The organism is Photobacterium minamisatsumaniensis (assembly GCF_050336695.1).
Classification (GTDB): Bacteria; Pseudomonadota; Gammaproteobacteria; order Enterobacterales; family Vibrionaceae; genus Photobacterium; species Photobacterium minamisatsumaniensis.
The window spans coordinates 190256-215720 of sequence record NZ_JAKJSI010000010.1; the positions used below are offsets into that span (position 1 = coordinate 190256).

Sequence of the window (25465 nt, forward strand, 5' to 3'; positions counted from 1 at the left end):
AGCGAGCAACTAAGGAAGAATCCTTGGCAGATCACATTATTCAGTACTAGCGAACTGAGGCAGAATTCGCTAATCTGCTTGAACTGCGACCAAACAGGATTAAGAAATATCAGATGGAAAGTTTAACGTTACAGCCAATAAATAAGATTAATGGCACAGTGAATCTACCGGGTTCAAAGAGCGTATCAAATCGCGCACTTCTATTGGCTGCGTTAGCAAAAGGTACAACGCGTCTTACCAATTTGCTTGATAGTGACGATATCCGTCATATGCTAAATGCGCTTAGCCAGTTGGGTGTGAGCTACCAATTATCGGAAGATAAAACAACGTGTGAAGTGATCGGTCTGGGTGCTGCATTTAAGCCAGAACAATCGCTAGAGCTATTTTTAGGTAACGCGGGCACGGCAATGCGACCGTTAGCAGCTGCATTATGTTTGGGAAGTGGAGAGTTCGTATTAACGGGTGAGCCGCGCAYGAAAGAACGCCCAATTGGCCACCTTGTTGACGCTTTGCGTGGTGCTGGTGCAGAAATCACGTACTTGGAAAATGATAATTTCCCACCATTGAATATTAAGGGTACAGGACTCGCTGGTGGTGAGGTCGAAATTGATGGCTCTATCTCTAGCCAATTCTTAACTGCATTTTTGATGTCGGCGCCGATGGCGAAAGACGATACGATTATTCGCATCAAAGGAGACTTGGTCTCTAAGCCATACATAGATATTACGCTTCATATCATGGCGCAATTTGGTGTTGAGGTTGAAAACCGTGATTATCAAGAATTTGTGGTAAAAGGCGGCCAAACGTATCAAGCGCCGGGTGAGTTTTTGGTTGAAGGTGATGCGTCTTCGGCATCGTACTTCTTAGCTGCCGCAGCTATTAAAGGCGGTGAAGTGAAAGTAACCGGAATCGGCAAAAAGAGCATTCAAGGTGATATACAGTTTGCTGATGCGTTAGCGGCGATGGGCGCTGAAATTGAGTGGGGTGATGACTATGTTATCGCACGCCGTGATGAGCTTAACGCCGTAGACCTCGACTTTAACCATATTCCAGATGCCGCGATGACCATAGCAATGGCAGCATTGTTTGCCAAAGGCACGACATCTATCCGCAATGTCTATAACTGGCGCGTAAAAGAAACTGATCGCTTGTCTGCAATGGCGACAGAACTGCGTAAAGTTGGTGCAGAAGTGGAAGAGGGTGAAGATTACATTACGATTGTACCGCCAACTCAATTACAGCATGCCGCGATCGATACATACGATGACCACCGAATGGCGATGTGTTTTTCATTAGTCGCATTAAGTGACACGGCGGTCACAATTAATGACCCGAAATGTACATCAAAAACCTTCCCCGACTATTTTGATAAATTGGCTTTGCTAAGCCAATAAATTACAGTCCCCATAAACCCGCTTTCCAGCGGGTTTATTTTTTTATAAGAACGATGGTCATTACCAATTGGTATCATAATCATTTTCCCGTATAATATGCCCCCGTTTAAGAGTGCTAATACTCAGTTCCATCTGTCGGTTTAAGTTAGATGCAAGTTGGTATTCGTGCTTATATTTGAACAACTTCGGAGAGAATCTATGTCTACTCACGCTCCAGTAATCACTGTCGATGGGCCTAGTGGTGCAGGAAAAGGCACGCTGTGTATGCTATTGGCAGATAAACTGGGCTGGAAACTGCTTGATTCTGGTGCTATCTACCGTGTTTTGGCCCTTGCTGCTATTCACCATGGTGTTGAATTGGAATCTGAAGACGCTTTGGTTCCTCTAGCGGCTCACTTAGATGTTCAATTCGTGGCTGAAGGTGAGCTAGTAAAGGTTATTCTTGAAGGCGAAGATGTTTCTGCTGAACTTCGTAAAGAAGAGACTGGCATGGCAGCATCTAAAGTTGCAGCCCTTCCGCGTGTACGTGAAGCACTATTGCGTCGTCAACGTGCATTTAGCGAAGCACCGGGATTGGTGGCTGACGGTCGCGACATGGGGACAGTGGTATTTCCTCAGGCAGAAGTGAAGATTTTCCTTGATGCTAGCGCTGAAGAACGTGCTAATCGCCGCATGAACCAGTTGCAACAGAAAGGGTTAGATGTTAACTTTGGCCGCCTTTTGAAAGAAATTCAGGAACGTGACTACCGTGACCGCAATCGAGCGGTTGCACCGTTGCGTCCCGCAGACAATGCTTTGGTGCTAGACTCTACTGAGATGTCAATAGAGCAAGTAACGGCACAAGCCTTGGCTTTTATTGAAGAAAAATTATCTGCTGAGTGATCAGTATGATGGCGTCGGTGTCACGGAAGATAACTGACTTTACTACCAACCCCATGAGGTAGGATACCCATGGTTGTTAATCAATTTGAAGATTAAATAATGACTGAATCTTTTGCTCTACTCTTTGAAGAGTCTCTAAACGAAATCGAAACACGTCCAGGCGCTATCGTTAAAGGTACTGTTGTAGCTATCGAGAACGGTTACGTTCTTGTAGATGCAGGCCTTAAGTCTGAGTCTTCTATCCCAGTTGAAGAATTCAAGAACGCTGCTGGCGAACTTGAAATTGAAGTTGGTGCAGAAGTTGACGTAGCACTTGATGCTATCGAAGATGGTTTCGGTGAGACTAAACTTTCTCGTGAGAAAGCTAAGCGTCATGAAGCTTGGATCCAGCTTGAAAAAGCTTACGAAGATGCTGAAACTGTTGTTGGTATCATCAACGGTAAAGTTAAAGGCGGCTTCACAGTTGAACTTAACGGCATCCGTGCGTTCCTACCAGGTTCTCTAGTAGACGTTCGTCCAGTACGTGACACTGCTCACCTAGAAAACAAAGAGCTTGAGTTCAAAGTAATCAAGCTAGACCAGAAGCGTAACAACGTAGTTGTTTCTCGTCGCGCAGTTATCGAATCAGAAAACAGCGTTGAGCGTGATGAACTTCTTGCTTCTCTACAAGAAGGCATGGAAGTTAAAGGTATCGTTAAGAACCTTACTGACTACGGTGCGTTCGTTGACCTTGGCGGTGTTGATGGTCTTCTACACATCACTGACATGGCTTGGAAACGCGTTAAGCACCCATCTGAAATCGTTAATGTTGGCGACGAAATCAACGTTAAAGTTCTTAAGTTCGACCGTGAGCGTACTCGCGTATCACTAGGTCTTAAGCAACTAGGCGAAGATCCATGGGTAGCAATCGCTAAGCGTTACCCAGAGAGCACTAAGCTTTCTGGCCGTGTAACTAACCTAACTGACTACGGTTGCTTCGTTGAAATCGAAGAAGGCGTTGAAGGTCTAGTACACGTTTCTGAAATGGATTGGACTAACAAAAACATCCACCCATCGAAAGTTGTTAACGTTGGCGACGAAGTTGAAGTTATGGTTCTTGATATCGACGAAGAACGTCGTCGTATCAGCCTAGGTCTTAAGCAGTGTAAAGCTAACCCATGGCAGTCATTTGCAGAAATGCAAGCTAAGGGCGATCACGTAACTGGTAAGATCAAGTCTATCACTGACTTCGGTATCTTCATCGGTCTAGAAGGCGGCATCGACGGTCTTGTTCACCTATCTGACATTTCTTGGAATGTTTCAGGCGAAGACGCAGTACGCGACTTCAAGAAAGGCGACGAAATCTCTGCTGTAGTTCTAGCTGTTGACGCTGAGCGCGAGCGCATCTCTCTAGGTGTTAAGCAGATCGAAGAAGACCCATTCAATGGCTACGTTGCAGTTAACAAGAAAGGTGCTCTAGTTACCGGTACTGTTACTGCTGTTGACGCTAAAGGCGCAACTGTTGAGCTAATTGAAGGTGTTGAAGGTTACCTACGTGCTTCTGAAGCATCTGTTGACCGTGTTGAAGACGCAACTCTAGTTCTTTCTGTTGGCGATTCTGTTGAAGCTAAATTCACAGGCGTTGATCGTAAGAACCGCGTAATCAACCTATCTGTTCGTGCTAAAGACGTAGCTGAAGAGCAAGAAGCAATGGCAACACTGAACAAGCAAGACGATGCTGGTTTCGGTAGCGCTATGGCTGACGCTTTCAAAGCGGCTAAAGGCGAATAATTGAGCGTAGGGAGAAAAAGCGTTTTAGCATTTTCTCCCTAAACGGTTATACTATTGAGAAACATACTAAAAACCGGAGTGTTTATGACAAAGTCTGAATTAATTGAAAGGCTATGTAGTCAACAAACACATCTTTCTGCCAAACAGGTAGAAGATGCAATCAAGGAAATCCTTGAGCACATGGCGACAACGCTTGCCGATGGCGATCGTATCGAAATCCGTGGCTTTGGTAGCTTCTCTCTGCATTACCGTGCTCCACGTGTAGGTCGCAATCCAAAAACGGGTGATAAAGTTGAGTTGGACGGCAAGTACGTTCCTCACTTCAAGCCTGGGAAGGAATTACGTGATCGTGTTAACTTGGCACTTGCTAGTTAACCACGTTTAGAACAAAAAAACGGCATACTGATAGTATGCCGTTTTTTTATGTCTATTGATCATGGTCTGATGACTAAAAATCTTGCATAATCAGCCAATGCTATTTTGAAATTGCTAATGTGTGCTTCTAGTGAAAATTTAAGCCTCATTGTATTTAGCTTTGTACTATCAATTTTTCGTTCAAGTGAGAAGGATTCACGATGAAGATACTTATTGTTCTTGTTTTGGTTGCCTGTTTCTTGGTTACGTTGGCGCTGGGTGCTCAAAACCAGCAGCTAGTGAATTTTGATTTTCTGATTGCTCAGGGTGAGTTTCAACTTTCAACATTATTAGGGATTGTCTTCGGTTCCGGGTTTGCGATTGGCTGGCTAATCTGTGGCATGCTATATCTCAAAACGCGTTTTACTAAAAATCGCCTAAGTAAAAAAGTTGAAAAGCAGCAGAAAGAAATTAATCAGCTTCGTGCAGAGCCTGTAAAGGAATAATTAATGCTTGAGCTGTTGTTCCTATTATTACCGATTGCTGCTGCCTATGGCTGGTACATGGGTAATAGGAACGCGAGTACAAAACAACAGGAGCAGTCTCATCACATGTCACGCCAGTATGTCACTGGTTTGAATCTATTGTTGTCAGATCAATCTGATAAAGCAGTAGATGTGTTTATTGAACTGCTCCAAGTTGATAGTGAAACCATTGATACTCACCTGGCTTTAGGAAACCTGTTCCGTAGCCGGGGTGAGGTCGATCGTGCTATACGCATTCACCAAAACTTAATTGCCCGTCCTAATCTCACCATCGATCAGCGCAACTTGGCGCTGCAGCAACTGGCTAAAGACTATATGGCTGCTGGTTTTTTTGATCGCGCTGAGAAAATCTTCGAACAGTTGCTCGATGAACCCGATCACCGCAAAGGGGCATTACAGCAACTTCTTACTATCTACCAACAAACCCGTGAATGGGAGAAGGCTATCGAGATGGCCGGACAGTTGGTAAAGATGGGAAAAACCAAACTAAAGCACGATATCGCCCATTACTGGTGTGAGATGGCAATGCTTGAAATGAGTGCGCAAAACCCTGATAAAGCGAAACAATTACTTAAAAAAGCGGTTGGTGCTGATAAAACCTGTGTACGTGCAACCATAATGTTGGCAAAAATATTGATTGCCAACGAAGAGTACAAAGCAGCAGCTAAACAACTTGAGCGTGTTGCTGAACAAGATCTTGAATTTGTCAGCGAATCTCTGCCACTGTTATTAGAATGCTATGAAGCAACCAACAACGAGTCTGGTTGGCTTAAATATTTGAAAGTCTGTGTTGAACAAAAAGCGGGTTCGACAGCAGAACTCATGCTTGCTGATGAAATAGCCAAGCGTGAAGGGGCAATTATTGCCCAAACATTCATGACTCGCCAGCTACAAAAAAACCCGACGATGAAGGGGTTCTATCAATTGATGGACTATCATCTTGACGAAGCTGAAGAAGGGCGGGCAAAAGACAGTTTGACCACGTTACGCGGCTTAGTGGGCGAGCAATTAAAAATTAAACCTCATTTCCGTTGTCGTCAGTGCGGGTTCGCGACACATTCTTTATATTGGCAATGCCCTTCTTGCAAAAGTTGGGGTTCGATTAAGCCAATTCGAGGACTGGATGGAGAGTAAGAAATTCACCATTTAGACTGGTGATTATAAAGCTTTCAGCCCATTCGCAATGCGAGTGGGCTTTTTTGTGTCTAAAAGTGTGGTTTTTTGATGGTTTTTGTTTGGTGTGAATATAATGCTGCGGGAATTTACCATTTTATCAGTGCTTTTTATCTTGGTTGATTTAACAAACGATTGGCTAGTGTAAAAGAGTGTTACTTTTGACTGCTTGAAACAAATAATGAATTTATACTCGCAAAAAAACAAATTTACTGTAAAATTCTGTCCGCGCTCAGCGAGCTGAGCAAGTTTGACCTTATAACTAAGCAGGAGATGCCATGTTAGACCCAAAAGTGATTGTCGCTCTCGACTACCCAAGCCAAGATGAAGCACTAGCCTTTGTTGACCGTATTGAACCGGGAAGCTGTCGACTTAAAGTTGGCAAAGAGATGTTTACTTATTTTGGCCCTGACTTTGTGCGTAATCTGCATGACCGGGGCCATTCTGTATTTCTGGATTTGAAATTTCACGATATTCCAAATACCTGCTCACGTGCAGTCGCAGCGGCTGCTGAATTAGGCGTATGGATGGTCAACGTCCATGCGACGGGTGGTGAGCGTATGATGACAGCATCACGTGAAATCCTGGAGCCATTTGGCAAAGATCGCCCGCTACTGATTGGTGTAACAGTATTGACCAGCATGGAGGCATCAGATCTCCGTGGTATTGGTATTCAGTGTGAGCCACAAGAGCATGTATTGAATCTTGCTCGTTTGACGAAAAATAGCGGACTTGATGGTGTTGTATGCTCGGCACATGAATCAAGCTTATTGAAAAGTGAGCTTGGGAATGAGTTTAAGCTAGTAACACCGGGTATTCGTCCTGCAGGTAGTGCCGCTGGCGATCAACGTCGCGTAATGACCCCAGTTGAAGCGGTACAAGCTGGCTCAGATTACTTGGTGATTGGCCGCCCAATCACCAAAGCAGAAAACCCTGCAGCAGTACTGGCTGAAATCAATAAGACGTTAGCATAGCAATCACTTAATAAGTGAAACCCTGAATATATAAACGCCCGGCTTGCCGGGCGTTTTTTGTTGCTTAAATCATTATCTGTGAAATCTTATCGGCTAGCACCCAATCTTAGGTGTGGCGCTACTAATACGGTTTGTACGATCATGGGATGGCGCAGCGAAGTGGCTATCGATAAGCTTCTGAGTTAATGAGTGCTGCGGATTGTTGAAGACCTCTAGGGTGTTTCCTTGTTCAACTACCTCTCCATGCTGCATCACCATCACTTTGTCAGTAAAGTGCTTAATAACACCCATATGCTGCGATACATAAATATACGATAGCCCCATTTCCTCTTGTAGCTCTAGCAGTAGGTTGATGATCTGCGAGCGCATTGACATATCAAGCCCGTTTAGCGCTTCATCAGCAACAATGATACAAGGTTGAAGAATCAGTGCGCGGGCGAGTGATACACGCTGCTTTTGTCCTGTTGCCAGCATTTGCGGGTAAAAGTAGGCATGTTCAGGTAGTAAACCAACTCGCTTAAGGGTGACCATTATTCGTCGCTCACGCGCTTGCGGGGTCATATTGGTGTTTCGCTTCAATGGCCCTTCTAAGATCTTACCAATCTGAATACGTGGATTTAGCGACGTATTCGGATCTTGAAAGATCATTCTGATCAGTTTGCAGCGTGTTTGATAATCTCGGTGGGCTAAGGGCTCACCATTTACTCGGATGATCCCCTCGGTAGGTTCCTCAACGCCAGACAACATTTTGGCTAGCGTTGATTTGCCTGAGCCATTTTCACCCATGAATGCGATAGTTTCACCGGCTTCCAATGAAAACGATACAGGCTTCACCGCCTCTATGGTACGGCGACGAAATAAGCCTGATCGGTAGTGGTAGTCTTTTTTAAGACCTTCGACTTCAAGTAGTGAACTCACTTTTTCGTTTCCTCCATATTCAGCGGAAAGTGACAGCTAAATTTATGGTTTTTAACTTTTCTTCGTTTTGGTACTTCAACACATTTACGCTGTGCGTGTGGGCAACGAGGCCCTAACCGACAACCAATAGGCAAATGCTGAAGTGGAGGAATCGAACCGGGTAGGGTTTCTAGCTTACTTTTATGGGGCAGAATGTCTAAATTGAAATCAGGCATTGCCCGGAGTAATGCTTCGGTATAGGGGTGGTGAGGCGTACCTAATAATTGCTTTCTACTACCTGATTCAACCGATTGACCACAGTACATGACGGTAATTCTATCTGCCCATTGGGTAACCGTCGTGAGATCATGGCTCACCAATAATATGGTGGTGTTGCCAAGCTGGTTCATACGGCTGAGTAGTCGAAATATTTGAGCTTGGGTTATAGGGTCGAGATCATTGGTTGGTTCATCGGCAATGAGTAGGCGTGGTCGGTTAGCAATGGCCATAGCAATCATAACCTTTTGGCATTCACCGTCGGTTAATTCGTACGGATAACTTCTCATTATCTGTTTATGATCTTTGATCCCCACTTTGTGCAGTAGTGCAATAGCTTGTTTTTGACGCCATTTAAACCGTTGCCAAAACCGCCCCTTAAATGAGGTTGAGGGTATTGCTTCTCTGAGCTGTTCACCGACACGCTCAGAAGGGTCAAGACATGAGGACGGCTCTTGAAATATCATCGCTATCTCACGCCCTACAACTCTTCTTCGCTCACGGGGAGATAAAGCAAGTAGGTCAATATCACCCAAGCGCAGGCGATCTGCACTGACTCGCCAATTATCTTTTGCTACGCCCGCAATAGCTTTCGCGACAAGGCTTTTTCCTGAGCCAGACTCACCCACGAGGCCACGAATTTCACCTTCATTTATTGTTAGGCTCATACGTTCAACGGCTTTCACCATGCCTTGCGGTGTATCAATTTCTATAGTCAGGTTACGAATATCAAGTAATGGCATTAGTCTATCCCCGCGTTAATAGCTTGGCGGAGTCCTTCTCCTACTAAGTTTACTACTAAAACGCTAAACGTAATGGCAAGGCCGGGTAGGGTCACTGTCCATGGTGCAAGATAAATGAGTTCAATAGAGTCACCTAACATGGCTCCCCACTCTGGTGATGGTGCTTGGGCGCCTAAGCCGAGGAAGCCTAATGCAGCTATATCAAGTATCGCAATAGATATGGCACGGGTAAGCTCATTGGTGAGTACCGTTAGTATATTCGGTAGTATCGAATTGTAGAGTAAGTAAAAATCGTTTGCGCCGTCTAAGCGTGCAGCCATGATGTAATCTTTTTCGACTTCATTATGTACCGCGGTGTAGACCGCACGAATGAAGCGCGGGATAAGCGCAAGCCAAATGGCTAATAAAATATTGGTTTCGCCGGGTCCCATATAAGCAACGACGATAATGGCTAACAATAGTGAGGGTATTGAAAGCACGGTATCAAGAACGTGATTTAAAAAGCTCGACTTTAAGCCTCGGGTCATGCCAGCCATTACACCAATAGCAATACCAATGACGGCAGAAGCGACTGCGATAAGTATGGCGTAGCCAAAAGTGATACGAGAGCCCATCAGTAGGCGGCTAAGCATATCTCTTCCTAGGTCATCAGTGCCAAAGAAGTACTCGACATGGCCTGCGGTATCCCAAGAGGGGGGCATGAGCAGCTCGCCGACTTGTTTGACGGGTACGTAAGGCGTAATCCAAGGAGAAATCAGTGTCAAAAATATCAGTAGTAATAAACACCAGAAACCGAATATGGCCAGTGAATTTGATCTGAAATTATGCCATGCACGCTCCCATTGCGTTGGGATCTTGGTTTCCTGATAGATGTTATTTGATAGCATACCATTCCTTCCTAACTAACGGACTCACGAAGGCACCCATCAAATCTGACAGGATATTGGCAATCAGGATAAAGCTACCGACGGTGATAACACCCGCTTGGATTGCAACATAATTTTGGGTCGAAATCGCGTCTAATAGCCAGCGACCTATACCCGGCCAATTAAATATTGACTCTGTTAGCATTGCAAACGTCATCATGGTTGAAAACTGCATGCCTAATTTAGGAATGATGGGGGGAATGGCATTTTTTAGAATATGCCTGATGATAATTTCGTACATTGATAGCCCTTTAGTTTGGGCAACTTTAATAAAGTTTTGATCCAAAATGTCTGTTACTGATGCACGAGTCAGGCGAATAACCTCTGTGGTAGGGGCTAATGCAAGAACAAGGGTTGGTAATATTAGGTGGCTAATCACGTCTTTAATCGCTTCAGCACGATAGGGTTTGTCAGATAACATTACGTCGATAAGCGCAACGCCTGTGACATGCTCAATTTCGTAAAGCAAATTATAACGACCAGATACAGGCAGCCAGCTGAGCTCAAGGGAAAATAGCATGATCAATAAAACAGCTAACCAGAATAATGGGATGGAGTAACCGATTAGTGCCACCGATGAAATTAACGTATCGATAGGCTTTCCACGTTTTACCCCTGCGAGCGTGCCGAGTGGAATCCCGGTAATTAGTGATAAAACAAAGGCAAAGAAACACAGCTCTAACGTAGCAGGAAAGACCGTTAAGACCTCATTTAAAATAGGCTCTCCTTGTAGATTAAGCCCTAGATTGCCTGAAAAAAGGTTCTCTAAGTAAATGCTCCAGCCTGTCCAAAAAGATAAGCCGCTCCAAAAAGAGTCGGTGTCAAGGCGAAGCAAACTAAAGCCGACGAGAGTGAGGATCAGTAACGTAATGAAAAATAAGTTCAGGCGTCGAATGGTATAGATAAGCATATTAGTTATCGCCCCGATAAACCGTTGAGAAGGAGCGGGTGCCAAATGGACTCATGGTTAAACCATTGAGCGATTGGTGGTGTACTTGAAAATGAACGCCGTGAGCAAGTGGAACGATAGGCACTTGCTGATCAAGGATATCCTGCGCCAAGTAGTAGTAATTTAAACGTTGATCAAGTTTGGTTGTTCGTGATGCTAATTCTAATAGGTTGTCAAAATTTAGATTACACCAGTTCGCAACGTTTAACCCAACCATTTTTGCGTCACACGAAAGTAGTGGACGAAGGAAATTATCTGGATCGCCATTATCCGCAATCCAACCCGTTAAAACTAAGTCGCTGTTGAATTTACCAATAGTCCCTAATCGACTTACGGTATCCTGAGTCACTATAGTGACTTGAATACCCACCGCATTGAGATCGGCTTGTATTAACTCGGCGGTCTTACGGGGACTTGGGTTGTACGGGCGGGATTCAAGTGGTACCCAAAGCGTCAGGTTTAAGTTTTTATCATAGCCAGCATCTTTGAGTAACGCGAGTGACTTGGAGGGTGCATAATCTAATGCTTGGCTATTGCGGTTATAGGCCCATGACATTGGCGGTAAAATGCTTTTTGCTTGTGTACCCGTGCCGTAATAAACAGAGTTTAAAAGATTTTCACGGTTAATTGCATGGTTGATTGCTTTTCTAACTCGTACATCTTTTAGCTCTGGCTGAGTATTATCAAGTGCAAGAAAGGCGACGTTCATGCCAGTCTGCGCGATGAGTTCATAGTCTTCATTTTCGCTGATCACAGGAAGCTGGCTCGCGACAGGTGACGATAAAACATCACAGCCCTTACTCAGTAACTTCGCGAGGGTGCCGGTACCTCGGGTTGCAATATCAAATACAACCTGTTCCATTTTTGCACTGCCTTGCCAGTAATCTGGATGGCGGTTCAAGCGAATTAAGTCATTGGGAAGATATTGCTCTAGATAAAATGGCCCTGTGCCAATGGGTTGCATGTCTAGTTGATTAGGTTTGCCTGCACGAAGTACGTTATTGGCATATTCTTGCGAATGAATAACGGCATACGTTGTTGCAAGGTTAGATAAAAAAGCGTTATCTGGGCGCGATAAGCTGAATTCGACGGTATGAGAGTCAATCATCTCGACATTTTCGACTAAATATTCAAAACCTTGGCTTTCAAACCAAGGATAGCGACCGCCTGAGATACCATGAAACGGGTGGCTTGGGTCAATGACTCGCTTAAAGCTAAACACCACATCTTGTGCATTCAGTTGGCGTGTAGGTTTAAACCAATCAGTTGATTGGAATTCAATCCCTCGACGAAGTGTAAATCGATAAACTAAACCATCATCGCTGACAGTCCAATGGCTGGCTAACGAGGGTAAAGGCTGATGGCTGACAGGATCAAGTATCAGTAGCCGGTCAAAGATTTGCGCAGCAAGCGTGTCAGCTGTTAAGCCACCATCGATTAACTGAGGGTTAAACGTTGTTGGCGTATCTTGCCCACAATAGACGAAGCCGCGGCTACGAATATCATTGTCTTGCTCTGGTTCACTACAGCCAACTAGGCTAATTAGGCCAACGCATGCAAGCAGAAGACGAGTATAGGCGCTCATAAGATAAGAATTTTTTTGAAAACAAGACTATAAATTTAACATTATCCCACTCTGTCACCAAGTCATCTCATAAAATTACCTGATAATAGTAGGTGTTTTATGCTTATTTTCCTGCAAAGGAAGTAGCATAAGCGGCACTACTCGATATCTGAATTACCCACGAGCTGGTATTTTCGTAGTAAGCCCCTTAGTTGATGGTAGCTTAAAGATAACAGTTCGGCGGCTTTCCGTTGATTAAATTGCGCCTGCTCAAGTGCTTGTTGAATCAATGCCATTTCCTGATCTTGTTGCCACTGACGAAAATCAATGGGTAGTGATGGGGTAAGAAGGGAGTTTTGGGCATCGTGTTGCTCTGAGGTTGCTTGCTCTGGGCTTAATGTTTGCTGTGTAGTAGAGGCAGAGGAAAGCTCTTCCCAAGGCGCTTTGAATGGGTCAAGGATAATGTCATGAACGGGTTCATCTTCTAGTCCATGACGGAAGACAGACCGTTCGACGACATTTTTTAATTCTCGGACGTTTCCAGGCCATGGGTAGTGTTTAAGTTGCTGAACAGCTTCAGCGGTAAAGCCCGAAAAGTAACTATAGCCGAGTTCACGGCACATTTTGACGGCGTAATAATCGGCCAGTGGAATGATATCTTCACCGCGTTCCCGTAACGGAGGGAGATGAATGATGTCGAAAGCGAGACGATCTAATAAGTCTGCTCTAAACTGTTTTTTTTCAGCTAATTGCGGCAGGTTTTCATTGGTCGCACAAATTAACCTAACGTTTGCTTGGCAAGTCTTACTGCCACCAACCCGTTCATATTCTCCATATTCGATAACGCGCAGTAGCTTTTCTTGAACACCCAATGGGGCGGTCGCGAGCTCATCTAAAAACAAGGTTCCACCTTCTGCACGTTCAAAACGGCCCTGATGACGGCCTTTTGCACCAGTAAATGCGCCAGCTTCATGACCAAACAATTCAGAGTCAATAACCCCCTCACTGAGCGCAGCACAATTAAGCGAAAGAAGTGGCTGATCCCAACGGCGAGAAAGATAGTGCATGCGTTGGGCAATGAGCTCTTTGCCGGTTCCCCGTTCCCCCAAGATCAGCACCGGCCTGTTAAGAGGTGCGAGCCGAGAGGTGTGATCGAGCACGGTTAGAAAAGATTCGGACTCCCCAATAAGATTGTCTGTTTTTTGCATGGTCAATCTCGCTAACTGTTGGCGTATATACTCATAACATAGCAGGGGAGAATAGAAGCTGTAAAGCTAAGTGACTGATATTAAATGTACAAAAAGTTGGCACGGTTGTTGTAATAACTTGCTATGTATTAGGACTATCCCTAGCAACACTGATTGGAGATTTGATTATGGGTATTTTTTCTCGTTTTGCTGACATTGTGAATGCCAACGTAAACTCATTACTGGATAAAGCAGAAGATCCGCAAAAAATGATCCGCTTGATTATTCAAGAGATGGAAGACACTTTAGTTGAAGTACGTACTTCATCAGCGCGAGCGTTAGCTGATAAAAAAGAGCTTCATCGTCGTATTCAAGCGATTGAAGCACAGTCTGCAGATTGGCAGCAAAAAGCGAGCCTTGCACTGCAGAAAGGCCGTGAAGATCTCGCGCGTGCTGCATTAATTGAAAAGCAGAAACTTAATGATGTTGCGCTAACACTGAATGAAGAATTTAAGCTGGTTGAAGACACCATTGAAAAACTAAGCTCAGAGGTTGCTGAGCTTGAGCGTAAGCTGCAAGAAACCCGTGCCCGTCAACAAGCGTTGGTTATGCGTCATAAAGCGGCTGGTACACGTCGTGATGTTCGCCGTCAGCTCGATACCGGTAAAGTGGATGAAGCTTTATCGAAGTTTGAACAGTACGAGCGCCGTATTGATGAAATGGAAGCGGAAGCAGATAGCTACAATATGGGGAAAGGTAAAAACTTAGAGGATGAGTTTGCCAACCTTCAAGCACAAGATGATATTGAAAAAGAACTCGAGCGCATGAAAGCCAACATTAAGGATAAGGAGTAATTCACGGCAATCTTACTTTGTTGGTATGATGGTGTAATTAAGGTAATTATTTGATTCTGCGCGGATAAGGAGAAAGAAAATGTCTATGGGGTTTATTGTTGGTCCACTAGTAGTGTTTATGATCTTTGTTGCCCCGTTGTGGTTGATCCTGCACTACCGTAGTAAAAAAAATGCGAGTGAAGGGTTATCAGGCGATGATCACCAGAAGCTACAAGCGCTGGTCACCCGCGCAGAGCAAATGCAAGATCGAATTGTAACACTGGAACGTATCCTTGATGCAGAAGCACCACAATGGAGGAGCAAGCAATGAGTAAGACCCTCTACCGTGACCCGAAAAATGGCAAGTTAGGTGGTGTTTGTGCTGGTATCGCCGAATATTTTGGTATGGAAATTTGGTTGGTACGTATTCTGACCGTGTCAGCCTTCCTACTCGGCGTTGGTTTTATTGTGACCTTGGCATATATCGCAGCGTGTTTAATCCTCGATAAAATGCCTGAAGAACGAAGCTATCAGCAATATATATTTCGTGAACATCATGTAAAACAAAAGCCATGGCAGGCAGGAAAACCCGCCAGCCAGATTTTGCAAAACGTTGAATCTGAACTTAATGATATAGAGCAAGATTTACGAAAAATGGAAGCCTACGTAACTTCATCAGCGTTTAAGGTTGACCGAGAATTTCGTAACCTGTGATTTTGGCAGGTTCCCTTTTTAAGAAGCAGGCGTTAGCCTGCTTTTTCTTTATTCTGAATTACTGATTCATCGAAGGTTAATCAGTAATTTGCTACCGTTTACTTAGTGATTGACGCACATAGGAATAACGATGAATCGAATTGGTAATGAGTTGAATAAGCTAGTGAATCGAAGTTTAGACCGCCATGTGCGTTTGGCGGTGACGGGGCTATCCCGTGCGGGTAAAACAGCATTTATTACTTCACTGGTAAACCAACTGATGCATGTCAGTACAAACCCGCGATTACCGCTGTTTAGTGCAGTGAGAGAAGGCCATTTACTGGGTGCTAAGCGTGTCCCTCAGGTTGATATGCATGTGCCAAAATTTGCTTATGAAGAGGGTATCAATTCTCTTTTATCGTCCCCGCCATCTTGGCCTGAGCCAACCCGAGATGTGAGTCAAACGCGACTGGCACTACGCTATAAGCCGCAAAAAGGGCCAATGAAATTACTGCAAGAAACCGCTACGTTATACCTTGATATTGTTGATTACCCTGGTGAGTGGTTGCTGGACTTGCCGTTACTTGACCTAGATTTTATCGCCTGGTCAAAGCAGCAAGCGCAAGTGATTAAAGGTAAGCGACTGGAACTGGCCAGAGATTGGCTTGATATGGAAGATGGTTTTGACCCACTCGCCCCAGCCGATGAAGCGGTGATCGAAGCCATTTCCCAGCGTTTTACTGAGTACTTATACCGTTGTAAAGCGGAAGGCGGTTTGCATTGGGTGCAACCGGGGCGTTTTGTCTTGCCGGGGGAATTAGCTGGTGCACCGGTTTTACAGTTTTTCCCTATGATTTGGCTCGACAAGTATACAGAACAACAATTAGCTGACGCGGGTGAAGACACCAATATCGGTATGCTTAGAAGTCGTTACCGTTATTACCAACAGCATGTCGTGAAGGCGTTTTATAAAGAGCACTTTTCTAAGTTTGATCGCCAGATCATTTTAGTGGATTGCTTACAGCCGCTAAATGCAGGTCCTGAATCATTCGGTGATATGCGTCAGGCGCTTGACCAACTTATGCAGAGTTTTAAATACGGGCGTAGTTCCTTGATCCGTCGTTTATTTTCACCGCGCATTGATAAGGTGTTATTTGCGGCAACCAAAGCCGATCATGTCACGCCAGAACAACATCCCAATATGGTGAGTTTATTGCAGCAACTGGTCAATGAGGCATGGCAAACCGCGTCTTTCGAAGGGATCAAAATGGACTGTCTCAGCCTATCGTCGATTCAGTCGACAGAGCCAGGGTTTGTCGATTATCAGGGCAAACAAGTACCAGCATTAAGAGGGCACTCGCTTGATGGTAAGTCGCAAACCTTGTTTCCAGGGGAGGTGCCTAGACGATTGCCAAACGATATTTTCTGGCAACAATCAGGCTTTGACTTTATTAACTTTAGGCCATTAGCACAACAGAGCGATGAACCATTGCCGCATATACGGATGGATAAAGCCTTGGAGTATTTACTGGGAGATAAATTACGATGAGTGATACTTATAAACAGAAAATTGTCTTTGATGAGCCAAAATCAGAACAAGCTCAGCAAACGAACGATGAACTGACCTCCCAGATGCAGTTCGCACAGCAAGATACATTTATGCCTGATGTGGTCGATGATGGCGATAATGAGCTTGAAGAGACATTGTCACGTACGTTAGCCGCTAAACCTAAACGGCGTTCAGGTTGGTTGAAAGGCCTGCTTGTCGGCGGAGCCGTAATGGTGGGGTGGCAGACCGTCGATTATGTTGCAACAGCCTACCAAACGGGAGATTGGTTAGCGCTTGGCTGGAGTGTCATTGTTGCAGGTATTGCTGCAACAGGTATAACAGCGTTGGGAAGGGAGCTTATTACGTTACGTCGCTTAAAACAGCGTCAAAGTGAGCGAGAGCAAGCTCAAGCTTTACTCGATGCTGATGGAATTGGCCAAGCAAAAGCGTTCTGCACTAAATTGGCGCATAAAGGCAATATTCAAGCAGAGAACGCTGGCTATGACCGCTGGATTCAGTCGTTAGCAGCAACACATAATGACCGTGAGGTTATGCAGCTTTACGATAAAATGGTTTTGACTCAACAAGATACACTGGCACGTAAGCTGGTGGCTAAATATGCCAGTGAAGCGGCGGTGATGGTAGCGGTTAGCCCGTTGGCCGTTGCTGATATGTTGCTGGTGGCATGGCGTAATTTCCGTTTGATAGAGCAAGTATCTGCAGTGTACGGCGTTGAGCTAGGGTATTGGTCTCGTATTCGATTGGTAAAGTTGGTGCTGGCTAACATGGCCGTGGCGGGCGCAAGTGAAGTGATCGCTGATTCAGGCATGGATATGCTGTCGATGGATCTTGCCGGACGAATGTCAACACGTGTTGCCCAGGGGGTTGGTGTCGGGCTATTGACCGGGCGGCTAGGACTAAAAGCAATTAGCTTGATGCGCCCGCTGCCATGGCAAGGTGATCAGCAGCCGAAATTGAGTGAAATTCGTAAAGATTTGCTATTGCGAATTACTCGCCAACAAGAATCAGCAGAAAAATAGTGGCTTAGGGCACAGCATCGGTGTTCAGTGTCTTGACTGAGTGGCAGTGAAAGCGCAAACTTCATGTGTCAACAATTCCTGACACTTTGGAAGAGATAAATATGAGGCTACAAGTCTTTTGTGAAGACCGACTTGGTATGACCCGTGAGTTGCTGGATATTCTTGCTAGCCAGCAAATTGACTTGCGAGGCATTGAGATTGACCGTGTAGGTATTATTTACCTCAATTGCCCTGAGATTGAATTTGAGCAATTTAGTCAGCTGATGTCACAGATCCGTCAGTTAGACGGCGTGACAGATGTACGGAAGATTCAGTTCATGCCTAGTGAGCGTGAACATAAAGAATTGAAAGCATTGCTTGAAGCATTACCTGATCCATTCTTTTCTATTAACCTACATGGCAAGATTGATCTTGCCAACGACGCTGCTGAAACCTTATTAGGCAAAACGCGTGGTGAGATTGTCGGTGAAAATATTCAGTCATTTGTTGGATTCAATATCCATCAATGGTTAGAGGCTGATGAAGCAAGCCAGCGTAGTGAAATGGTTGTGCTCTCTGGCCTTGATTACATGATGGAAGTCATGCCGGTATATGTCACTGATGAGAGTGAAGAGCAAGTACTCGCAAGTGCTGTTATTTTGCTTAAATCATTGTCTGAAGCCAAGATGCCTGTTGCCATGCGTAAGCTAAGTGGCGACAACGGCTTTGAGCACCTTGTTGGCCAGTCTTCACGCTTTAAACAGTTGCTGTCTCAAGCGAAGAAATTATCATTGCTTGATGCGCCATTGCTAATCCAAGGTGAAACAGGGACAGGTAAAGAAATGCTGGCCAGAGCTTGCCATCAGCGTTCGCTCCGCCGAGAAAAGCCGTTCCTGTTAGTTAACTGTGTTTCTATGCCTGACAATGCGGCTGAAACTGAGTTGTTCGGTTTGGCTGCCACTGCAACTGAGCCGGGTAAAAAAGGTATATTCGAACAAGCCGATGGTGGCACTGCCTTCCTTTATGAAGTGGGTGAGATGTCTGAACACCTTCAAATAAAGCTCCTTCGCTTCTTACAAGATGGCACATTCCGTCGAGTGGGCGAAGAGAAAGAAATGAAGGTGGATGTTCGTGTCATTTGCTCGACCCAGAAAAAACTGCCTGATTTGGTCGCGGGTGGACAGTTCCGTGAAGATCTTTTTTATCGTCTGAATGTATTGTCGCTTTTTGTTCCACCGCTACGTGAACGAACGGCCGATATCGTACCATTGGCTGATTTATTCTTATCGCAGTTTGCGCAAGAATTACAACAGCCGAAACCCGGTATTTCAAGCGAGGTCGCTCAATACTTAAGCCAGTATTCGTGGCCGGGCAATATTCGACAATTAAGAAATGTTTTGTTCCGAGCGATGACTCAACTCGAGGGGCCGGAAATTTGCGTTGATGATGTTCAGTTACCTGAAAATGAATCGACAACAGTGATCAGTGAAGAGACCTTAGACGGCTCTTTGGATGAGATCATGAAGCGCTATGAATCTGGTATTCTCAATAGCTTGTATCGTAGCTACCCATCAACACGTAAGCTCGCGAAGCGCCTTGGGGTATCTCATACCGCAGTAGCGAACAAGTTACGTGAGTACAGTATTAATAAGTCGTAGTCAGTCGACGATTATTTATGCCACCATGCAAAGGGGGAGAAGCAGCAATAGTCGCTTCTCCCCTTTTTTATTACTGTCGAATACGACTAAATTAAACTTATCTCACCATTCTCTAGTGCCCTTAGCTGGGTAATCACCGATTCACCATAGCGGCAACTCTCTTGTGCTTCTTGTTCTGAGGCGACTCGATGGCAGGGAATGATGATTGGGATAGGGTTAACATTTTTTGCCATACCAACAGCTTGAATGGCGCATGGGTGTTCAATTTTTTCGGCAATTTGGTGATAGGAACGTTGGTTATTATAGGGGATTTCTCGTAAAGCATTCCATACCTGGCATTGGAATGTAGTACCTTGTGGTGCGAGGGGGAGAGTAAAGTGTTTGCGTTGCCCTTGTAAATATTCTTGTAGTTGATTGATGAAAGGTGACATGAACTCAGGGTCATGTTCCCACCGGTTATCTGGACTAAAGCCGCCGCTTGCGATGGTGAGAAGCCTTAGTCCTTGTTCATCTGCTAAGAGATATACTTTTCCCAATACCGTATCAAGGTAGTCGTAATACATAGTCATCACTGTGTTGGTTAGCGGTAAAATGCAGGTGCAGGTTATGACTCAATCATAGTCTAATACCAGCTTTGATTAGCATATTGGATCACTAATAGTCCGAATTCTTTGTTCTATCATAAGTTTATAGTTAATAATAATTCACTATGTTACCGTTTAAGTACAAACGGACAGATAACGGGAGTCGGGGCATTGTTTGAATCAATTTTAAATCGCTCGGCAGTCATTGACTTGGATGAATTCAAAGTACGTTTGATTACTCCCAAAGACGTCAAAGCAATAACGGCTTACTATCAGCGTAATAGGGCCTTCTTAAAGCCCTGGGAGCCTTTGCGTGAAGAAGCCTTCTTTACCGAGGTAGGCTGGGAGATACGCTTAGATCAACTGGTGCAACTGCATAAACATAAGTTGGCATATTATTTTGTGATTCAAGAAAAGGGCAGCCAAGAAATTGCGGGTGTTGTGAATTACAGTAATTTAGTCCGTCATCCATTTTATGCATGTCATGTCGGTTACTCATTAGATCAATCATGGCAAGGGCGTGGCGTTATGATAAAGGCGCTGGAAGAGACCGTGGCATGGATGTTTAAAGAGCAAGGCTTTCACCGAATAATGGCCGCATATATGCCACATAATAAGCGTAGTGCCGCGGTATTGGCGAAATGCGGTTTTGAAGCGGAAGGGCGGGCCAAAAAGTATTTGCTGATAAATGGTCAGTGGGAAGATCACATTTTAACGGCAAGGATGAATCCAGATTGGGCTTCTCCGGTATGACGCATTTAGCTTAACTACGCTTTTAATGGATACCTCAGAAATAAAGGCGAAAAAAAACGAGAGTAAAGTACTCTCGTTTTTATGCCAACATTGCGACCTAACTAAGTGTCAAATGACATCTATCAGTTAAATTATCAGTTAAATGTGTTGCCACAGATCAGCGTAGCGGCCATTTTGCGCCATGAGTTCACTGTGTTTGCCTTGCTCGGCGATCTGCCCTTCATCCATCAAGCAAATATTGTCCATTTGCTCTAAGCCAACCAAGCGGTGGGTAATGAACAGCACGGTTTTGTCTTTGGCATGCTGATGTAACAGAGCGATGATTTGCTGCTCTGTACGGCGATCAAGCCCTTCTGTTGGTTCGTCCATCAATAAGATAGGTGCATCATGCAACAGGGCGCGGGCAATACCGATACGGCGGCGTTCACCACCTGATATTTGGCGTCCACCTTCACCTAACCAAGTATCAAGCCCTTTACCATCAAGCAAACTTTCAAGGCCGACTTTTTCAAGAGCGGCTTTAAATTCGTCATCGGTGCCAGTTGGTTTTGCCAACACAAGATTTTCACGTAGTGAGCCATTGAAGACATCGACGCGCTGGCTCACAACGGTAATCGCATTACGCAGTGACGATTCGTGCCATTGTGGTAATGTCACGCCATCAAGGGAGATGCTGCCTTGTTGTGGGTCCCAGTTACGGGTCAGTAATTGTAGCAGTGTTGATTTACCACAGCCCGTACGACCGAGTAAGGCAACTTTTTGGCCGGCTTTTATCGACAGTGATATGTTGGTTACAACAGGTTTGTCGCTACCGTAATAGGTGTAACTGACATCGTTAATATCAATAGCCCCTATCACTTCCGCTTGATGACCGTTTGGATCAAACGGCGTATCAGGGGTCGCCTCGATAATTTCATTCAATCGGCGTGCTGACGTTAATGTCTGGCTTAAGTACTGGAAAGCGCCTGCAACTGGCATCATAAGTTCAAAACTTGCCATTGTGGCAAAAGCAACCATGGCAATAAATGGGTCCGGTGGGTTGCCGCCGACACCATCTGCGGCAATCCAGGTCATCAGGACTAATGTCCAACCTGTGGCCGCCATGAGAACACCATTGGCGAGACCTGTTAGATTTGCCATTTTGCGCTGAGCGGCAAGTAACGAGGTTTGCTCATTCAACGCCTGCTGGTAATAACGGTCTTCGGCATTAAACAGTAACAGCTCTGCATGGCCTTGGATCCAGTCCATCAACTTAACACGGTAGTTAGCTTTGGCGAATGTTAATGCTTCACCATGCACCTTACCAAGACGGTAAAAGATGATTGGCAAGATCAACATCAATGTCAGCAGTATGGCACCTAACGTTAAACCGAGCGTTAAATCAAACCAAGCTAAAAATCCCGTGATCGCCAGTAGGCCAATGACACCGATAATCAACGGACTTACCAGTCGAAGGTAAATGTGATCCATTGCATCGACATCGGCAACTAATCGGTTGAGTAAGTCAGCGTCACGCAGATTTGCTTGGCGTCCTGGGATTAATGGCGTGAGTTTGCGGAAGAAGAATAAACGTAGGTCGGCCAATAGCTTGAATGTTGCATTATGGCTGACGACACGTTCCCCCCAGCGTCCTGCAGTCCGTGCCATTGAAAACCCACGAACACCAGCACCCGGCAACATGTAGTTAAAGGTCTCGCGGGCAATGGTTAAGCCTGCAACCGAAGATGCGGCAATGAACCAACCTGATAGGGTCAAGAGGCTCATAGCGGCCAACAGCGTCGCTAAACCAAGTAGCATGCCAAGCGTCAGCCCGAACCAATGCTTACGATAGAGTTTTAAATAAGGGATTAAATCACGCATCGAGATCCCTCTTATCAGTGTGTGCCAACATGTCAGATAATAATCCGTCATGGCGAATAAGGTCGAAGTGACCATTTTGAACCAGCTTGCCATTTTCCATAACAAGTACGCGGTCCATCGCTGAAAGCTGATCAAGACGATGGCTTACCATCAGCGTTGTTTGGCCTCTAACAGCCTCTTTCAAGCTTTCAAGTACAAGTTGTTCGCTGTTTGCATCTAAACTAGCAGTCGGTTCATCGAGCAGCCAAAAAGCACCACTTTGAAGCATCGCTCGCGCGACAGCGATACGTTGCGCCTGACCTACCGACAATCCGCCTGAACGGTCTCCAACTTGATGTTGATAGCCTTGCTCTAGGCGAAGAATAAACTCTTCTGCATGTGCCTGCTCGGCGACTTGAGTGATATGCTCATCGGTCGCCAGTGGGTTGCCAAGGCTAATGTTGTCACGCACAGTACCATGCAGTAATAGAGGGTTTTGACCGACCCAGCTAATCGCTTGTCGCCATTGGCTGTGATCGAGATCTTTAAGCTCTACATCGTTAATTTTTATGCTGCCGCGATACGGCAAGAAACCCAATAACGCATTCAGTAAGCTGGTTTTACCTGCGCCACTTGGCCCGACAAGCGCAACCTGTTCACGCGCATTAATATCAAAGCTTAATGGACCAGCAAGTACTTGTCCTTCAGGGCTTAATACCTCTAGGCTTTCCACTGAAATTTTAATGGTTTCAGGTGAGTCGAGGTTTTTATCACCTTGGCTCATTTCATCCACTTCAGCGTTTAGAAACTCAACAATAGATTCTGCAGCACCAATGGCTTGGGCTTTTGCGTGGTAGAACGTACCAAGATCACGTAGTGGTTGATAAAATTCAGGTGCAAGTACAAGGACAAACAGACCAGTGAATAAGGTAATCGGAACGCCGTAGTGGCCGAAGTTTAGCTCGCCGATAAAGGCAAAACCAAAGTAAACGGCAACAATCGCGACTGAAATAGACGCGAAGAACTCAAGTACCGCAGACGATAGGAACGCCATGCGCAGTACTTCCATCGTACGCTTACGTAAAACATGAGAAGCAGCATGCAAGTTATCCGCTTCGGCTTCTGCTCGGTTAAATAAACGCAGCGTCGATAAACCCTGAAGGCGGTCATAAAAGTGGCCAGAAAGGCGCTGTAAAGCCTTAAAGTTACGACGGTTAGCATCAGCTGCACCTAAGCCAACCAGTGCCATAAATATCGGCACAAGCGGTGCAGTAATGAGGAAGATAAGTCCGGCAGCCCAATTCAATGGGAATACCGCGAATAAAATGACCAAGGGCACAAGCACTGCAATTGACATTTGCGGTATGTAACGAGAGAAGAAATCTTGCATTTCTTCAACTTGCTCTAGCACTAAGCTAGCCCATACCCCAGCAGGCTTACCTTTGATATAAGCAGGCCCTAGGCTTTGGAGTCGCTGTAAAATAAGCTGACGAATATGTAAGCGAATTTGTTCTCCACAGCGGTAGCCGAAGACTTCTCGACCCCAACTACAGGCGGCACGCAAGCCAATGATGATAAATAAACTGATGAAGCTACTGACCAGTTGGTATTTATCAGTATGCTCCATGATGAGTTGGTGCAAAATGTGGGCAAGCAAGGCTGCCTGACCAACAAGTAGTAGTCCCGATAGAAAACCAAGCCCGACACTGAACATTAACCAGCGCTTGGCTAGTTTGCTCTGTGACTTTAACCACTTGGTCAAATCGCGTTGTAATTCTTTATCCATATTAAAATCTTGAGCCGCTTGCTAATACAAGCTAATAATGAAGGCAAAAAACGGCCACGTAGAAGTGCGTGGCCGGTATGTATTATTGTTTTTCTTCTTCTAGAGCGTCAAGGTAACGCTCGGCATCTAAAGCGGCCATACAGCCCGTGCCGGCGGATGTGATTGCTTGGCGGTAAGTGTGATCCATGACATCACCCGCAGCAAAAATACCTTCCACACTTGTCTGAGTTGCATTACCTTCAGTACCTGATTGCACTTTGATATAGCCATTAGCCATGGTGAGTTGACCCGAGAAAATATCGGTATTTGGCTGGTGGCCAATGGCAATGAATGCACCCATCACTTCGATGGTTTCTGTTGCTTCAGACTGGGTGTCTTTAATGCGCACAGCCGTTACACCCATATCATCACCTAGCACTTCATCAAGTGTGCGGTCGGTGTGTAGGATAATGTTGCCATTTTCGACTTTATCCATCAGGCGTTTGATCAGAATTTTTTCTGAGCGGAATGAATCGCGACGGTGAATTAGATGAACTTCAGAGGCAATGTTGGATAAATAAAGCGCTTCTTCAACTGCGGTATTACCACCACCTACAACGGCTACTTTCTGGTTACGATAGAAAAATCCATCACATGTTGCACACGCTGATACACCACGACCTTTGAATTTTTCTTCTGACTCAAGGCCTAAATATTTAGCTGAAGCACCGGTAGAGATAATGAGAGCATCGCAGGTGTATTCGCCATTGTCGCCTTTTAGACGAAACGGGCGCTGACTAAAATCAGTTTCGCTGATGTGGTCAAAAATAATTTCTGTTTCAAACTTTTCAGCATGATCTTTCATGCGATCCATCAGAGCTGGACCTGTAAGGCCTTCAGCATCACCCGGCCAGTTTTCAACTTCAGTCGTTGTTGTTAGCTGACCGCCTTGTTGCATCCCGGTGATCATTACCGGGTTAAGGTTTGCACGAGCAGCATAAACAGCTGCTGTATAACCAGCAGGGCCAGAACCAAGGATGAGCAGTTTACAATGTCTTACGTTACTCATTACTTCTCCAGACTGAAATGAGATATTTATCTTATGAAGGGTGATTGTAGGTAAATTGGGTCGCTATTG

Annotated in this window: 24 protein-coding genes; 14 read left to right on the forward strand and 10 right to left on the reverse strand. The window is 45.2% G+C overall.

The genetic code is table 11. The features are described from left to right. Window positions 1-113: 113 nt before the first annotated feature. The 7 genes from aroA to pyrF all read left to right on the forward strand — a co-directional run bounded on the left by aroA (window position 114) and on the right by pyrF (window position 7092). Complete coding sequence (gene aroA, locus L4D78_RS01245; RefSeq protein ID WP_428465258.1) at window positions 114-1394, forward strand: 3-phosphoshikimate 1-carboxyvinyltransferase; 1281 nt, start codon at window positions 114-116, stop codon at window positions 1392-1394. A 198-nt stretch (window positions 1395-1592) separates the two neighbouring features. Further along, window positions 1593-2276 carry a (d)CMP kinase gene (cmk, locus tag L4D78_RS01250; RefSeq protein ID WP_428455645.1) on the forward strand — a complete coding sequence of 228 codons (684 nt, stop codon included), beginning with the start codon at window positions 1593-1595 and terminating at the stop codon, window positions 2274-2276. Between the two features lie 99 nt (window positions 2277-2375). Beyond that, a complete protein-coding gene (gene rpsA, locus L4D78_RS01255; protein WP_428455644.1) occupies window positions 2376-4046 on the forward strand; it encodes a 30S ribosomal protein S1 in 1671 nt (556 codons plus the stop codon). Window positions 4047-4130: 84 nt separating this feature from the next. Next, a complete protein-coding gene (gene ihfB, locus L4D78_RS01260; protein WP_428448146.1) occupies window positions 4131-4421 on the forward strand; it encodes an integration host factor subunit beta in 291 nt (96 codons plus the stop codon). A 200-nt stretch (window positions 4422-4621) separates the two neighbouring features. Then, entirely contained in the window at window positions 4622-4906 is a 285-nt protein-coding gene (locus L4D78_RS01265; protein ID WP_428455643.1) for a LapA family protein, read from the forward strand. A 3-nt stretch (window positions 4907-4909) separates the two neighbouring features. Next, complete coding sequence (gene lapB, locus L4D78_RS01270) at window positions 4910-6079, forward strand: lipopolysaccharide assembly protein LapB (protein ID WP_428465259.1); 1170 nt, start codon at window positions 4910-4912, stop codon at window positions 6077-6079. Between the two features lie 317 nt (window positions 6080-6396). Then, window positions 6397-7092, forward strand: a complete 696-nt coding sequence (gene pyrF, locus L4D78_RS01275) for an orotidine-5'-phosphate decarboxylase (RefSeq protein ID WP_428465260.1) — start codon at window positions 6397-6399, stop codon at window positions 7090-7092. A gap of 93 nt (window positions 7093-7185) precedes the next feature. On the opposite strand, the gene L4D78_RS01280 is transcribed toward pyrF, so the two are convergent. The 6 genes from L4D78_RS01280 to pspF form a co-directional block, all read right to left on the reverse strand. After that, the gene (locus L4D78_RS01280; protein WP_428465261.1) at window positions 7186-8010 is read right to left on the reverse strand and encodes a peptide ABC transporter ATP-binding protein; all 825 of its coding nucleotides are present in this window, start codon (window positions 8008-8010) and stop codon (window positions 7186-7188) included. Continuing rightward, window positions 8007-9008: a peptide ABC transporter ATP-binding protein gene (locus tag L4D78_RS01285; RefSeq protein WP_428455639.1), complete on the reverse strand. Its 1002-nt coding sequence runs from the start codon at window positions 9006-9008 to the stop codon at window positions 8007-8009. Before L4D78_RS01285 ends, L4D78_RS01280 begins: the two co-directional genes overlap by 4 nt. Beyond that, window positions 9008-9895: a putrescine export ABC transporter permease SapC gene (gene sapC, locus L4D78_RS01290; protein ID WP_428465262.1), complete on the reverse strand. Its 888-nt coding sequence runs from the start codon at window positions 9893-9895 to the stop codon at window positions 9008-9010. Before sapC ends, L4D78_RS01285 begins: the two co-directional genes overlap by 1 nt. Next, window positions 9882-10844 (reverse strand): ABC transporter permease, encoded by a 963-nt coding sequence (locus L4D78_RS01295; protein ID WP_428465263.1) that lies wholly within the window; start codon window positions 10842-10844, stop codon window positions 9882-9884. Before L4D78_RS01295 ends, sapC begins: the two co-directional genes overlap by 14 nt. Window position 10845: 1 nt before the next feature. Continuing rightward, entirely contained in the window at window positions 10846-12468 is a 1623-nt protein-coding gene (gene sapA / locus L4D78_RS01300; protein ID WP_428465264.1) for an ABC transporter substrate-binding protein SapA, read from the reverse strand. Between the two features lie 137 nt (window positions 12469-12605). Beyond that, entirely contained in the window at window positions 12606-13655 is a 1050-nt protein-coding gene (pspF, locus tag L4D78_RS01305) for a phage shock protein operon transcriptional activator (RefSeq protein ID WP_428465265.1), read from the reverse strand. Window positions 13656-13822: 167 nt separating this feature from the next. On the opposite strand from pspF, the gene pspA reads away from it, so the two are divergent. From pspA to tyrR, 6 genes are all read left to right on the forward strand, one after another. Then, window positions 13823-14488, forward strand: coding sequence for a phage shock protein PspA (gene pspA, locus L4D78_RS01310; RefSeq protein WP_428455634.1), 666 nt, complete (start codon window positions 13823-13825; stop codon window positions 14486-14488). Window positions 14489-14567: 79 nt separating this feature from the next. Next, complete coding sequence (pspB, locus tag L4D78_RS01315; RefSeq protein WP_428455633.1) at window positions 14568-14798, forward strand: envelope stress response membrane protein PspB; 231 nt, start codon at window positions 14568-14570, stop codon at window positions 14796-14798. Beyond that, window positions 14795-15181 (forward strand): envelope stress response membrane protein PspC, encoded by a 387-nt coding sequence (gene pspC / locus L4D78_RS01320; protein WP_428455632.1) that lies wholly within the window; start codon window positions 14795-14797, stop codon window positions 15179-15181. Before pspB ends, pspC begins: the two co-directional genes overlap by 4 nt. A gap of 130 nt (window positions 15182-15311) precedes the next feature. Continuing rightward, the gene (locus L4D78_RS01325) at window positions 15312-16709 is read left to right on the forward strand and encodes a YcjX family GTP-binding protein (protein WP_428465266.1); all 1398 of its coding nucleotides are present in this window, start codon (window positions 15312-15314) and stop codon (window positions 16707-16709) included. After that, on the forward strand, window positions 16706-17749 hold the full coding sequence (locus L4D78_RS01330) for a YcjF family protein (protein ID WP_428465267.1): 1044 nt from the start codon (window positions 16706-16708) through the stop codon (window positions 17747-17749). Before L4D78_RS01325 ends, L4D78_RS01330 begins: the two co-directional genes overlap by 4 nt. 101 nt (window positions 17750-17850) lie before the next feature. Beyond that, complete coding sequence (gene tyrR / locus L4D78_RS01335; protein WP_428465268.1) at window positions 17851-19386, forward strand: transcriptional regulator TyrR; 1536 nt, start codon at window positions 17851-17853, stop codon at window positions 19384-19386. A gap of 86 nt (window positions 19387-19472) precedes the next feature. Here tyrR and L4D78_RS01340 read toward each other — a convergent pair whose 3' ends face one another. Continuing rightward, window positions 19473-19949, reverse strand: coding sequence for a methylated-DNA--[protein]-cysteine S-methyltransferase (locus L4D78_RS01340; RefSeq protein ID WP_428465269.1), 477 nt, complete (start codon window positions 19947-19949; stop codon window positions 19473-19475). Window positions 19950-20141: 192 nt separating this feature from the next. On the opposite strand from L4D78_RS01340, the gene rimJ reads away from it, so the two are divergent. Further along, window positions 20142-20723: a ribosomal protein S5-alanine N-acetyltransferase gene (gene rimJ, locus L4D78_RS01345; RefSeq protein ID WP_428465270.1), complete on the forward strand. Its 582-nt coding sequence runs from the start codon at window positions 20142-20144 to the stop codon at window positions 20721-20723. 138 nt (window positions 20724-20861) lie between these two features. On the opposite strand, the gene cydC is transcribed toward rimJ, so the two are convergent. From cydC to trxB, 3 genes are all read right to left on the reverse strand, one after another. After that, window positions 20862-22583: a heme ABC transporter ATP-binding protein/permease CydC gene (cydC, locus tag L4D78_RS01350; protein WP_428465271.1), complete on the reverse strand. Its 1722-nt coding sequence runs from the start codon at window positions 22581-22583 to the stop codon at window positions 20862-20864. Continuing rightward, window positions 22576-24348, reverse strand: coding sequence for a heme ABC transporter permease/ATP-binding protein CydD (gene cydD / locus L4D78_RS01355; protein WP_428465272.1), 1773 nt, complete (start codon window positions 24346-24348; stop codon window positions 22576-22578). The genes cydC and cydD overlap by 8 nt, the downstream gene beginning before the upstream one ends. A gap of 82 nt (window positions 24349-24430) precedes the next feature. Then, window positions 24431-25396: a thioredoxin-disulfide reductase gene (trxB, locus tag L4D78_RS01360; protein WP_428465273.1), complete on the reverse strand. Its 966-nt coding sequence runs from the start codon at window positions 25394-25396 to the stop codon at window positions 24431-24433. Window positions 25397-25465: the final 69 nt, after the last annotated feature.